This is a genomic window from Pseudomonas sp. P4_C3, from assembly GCF_056402075.1.
The window spans coordinates 1-1,222 of sequence record NZ_JBFUIC010000637.1 but is presented as its reverse complement, the minus strand read 5'-3'; the positions used below and the strand labels follow the sequence as shown (position 1 = coordinate 1,222).

1 protein-coding gene and 1 pseudogene are annotated in these 1,222 nt (G+C 57.2%); both read right to left on the bottom strand.

The window, feature by feature from the left end; translation table 11 throughout:
* Window positions 1-122: 122 nt before the first annotated feature.
* Window positions 123-1,088, bottom strand: a complete 966-nt coding sequence (locus tag AC1DVH_RS31370; RefSeq protein ID WP_477757056.1) for a type II secretion system F family protein — start codon at window positions 1,086-1,088, stop codon at window positions 123-125.
* A gap of 29 nt (window positions 1,089-1,117) precedes the next feature.
* Window positions 1,118-1,222: pseudogene (locus AC1DVH_RS31365) on the bottom strand (type II secretion system F family protein); the annotation flags it as partial.

Here is a 1,222-nt window from a genome sequence, read left to right as displayed (position 1 = left end):
GGAAAATACAGTCCAGGTACTACAAGGTGGAGCAAGCGATTGGAGTGAATACACTCCGTTCACCTACTCCACCCCATTCTTATGCAGTACAGCCATCCTGTTCGACAGCAAGCCACCCCTGCTCACTTACCGAATGCCTTGAGTACCCCGATCATGGCGGGGCCAATGGCTATCAAGAAGAAGCTCGGCCACAGACAGAAAATCAGCGGAAATATCATCTTGGTGCCAATTTTCGCCCCCATCTCTTCGGCGGCCTGCGTACGCCGGTCACGGAACTCATCGGCATAGATACGCAAGGTGTCGGCCACGCTGGTACCAAAGCGGATACTCTGCGCCAACAGGTTGACAAGCCCTTGCACGTCATCTAGGCCAGTGCGCACAGCCAGTTGCTTGAGCGCCTCGGTACTGGAAATGCCCGCACGGATTTGTGCATTGACCATGGCCAGTTCTTCAGCCAGCTCGACCTGACTGACCGACATCTCCTCAGCCACTCGTTCGATGGTCGTGGGCAAGGCCAGGCCCGACTCCACGCACACCACCATCAGATCCAGCGCATCCGGAAACGCCGCACGCAGCCGACCTTGTCGCAACTGCTTGCGCTTGGCGACATACAGCGCTGGCAGCAACCATCCGATACCGGCCACCAAGACCACCAACAGCAGCCCCATGATCAGGGAAACCTTGGGAATCATCGGCAACAGCAGCAACGCAATACCCATTAATAACAGTGGCAACATCAAGCGTACCGCCCAGTACACCTGCGCCGCCGATGAGGAGCGGTATCCCGCATGCATCAACAGGGTCTGGGTGACGGACGTTTGAGCCGACCCCGCCGAGGCAAAGCGCTGGCCGACCCGCTCCAGCAACAATTGCAGGTTACCCGGAGTTTCCTGCCCGGTCGTGTTGCCTAAATGACCACGCTTGATCAGCGCCAGACGACGCTGCACCGGGTCCTGAAGACCCTGCATCAGCAAGATGACGGCGCCGACCGCAAGCACCGTACTCAAACCGATTGCGCCAAGGAACAACAGGCGCGCCAGCTCCTCGTTCCCTGTGACCCGACTTAACAATCCGAGCAAAAAATCCATGACCTGTACCTCTCGATAGCGAACCCCGCTTAAACCTGAATCCGGATGATTTTGCGAATCCAGAAAATCCCGGCCAACATGGAACCAAAAGCCCCGAGTATCAGCTTATGGCCCACGGGATCATTGAGCAGCAA

Excerpts from the sequence above, each read along its gene's own strand:
- AC1DVH_RS31370 (WP_477757056.1), bottom strand. The coding sequence starts at position 1,088 with ATGGATTTTTTGCTCGGATTGTTAAGTCGGGTCACAGGGAACGAGGAG.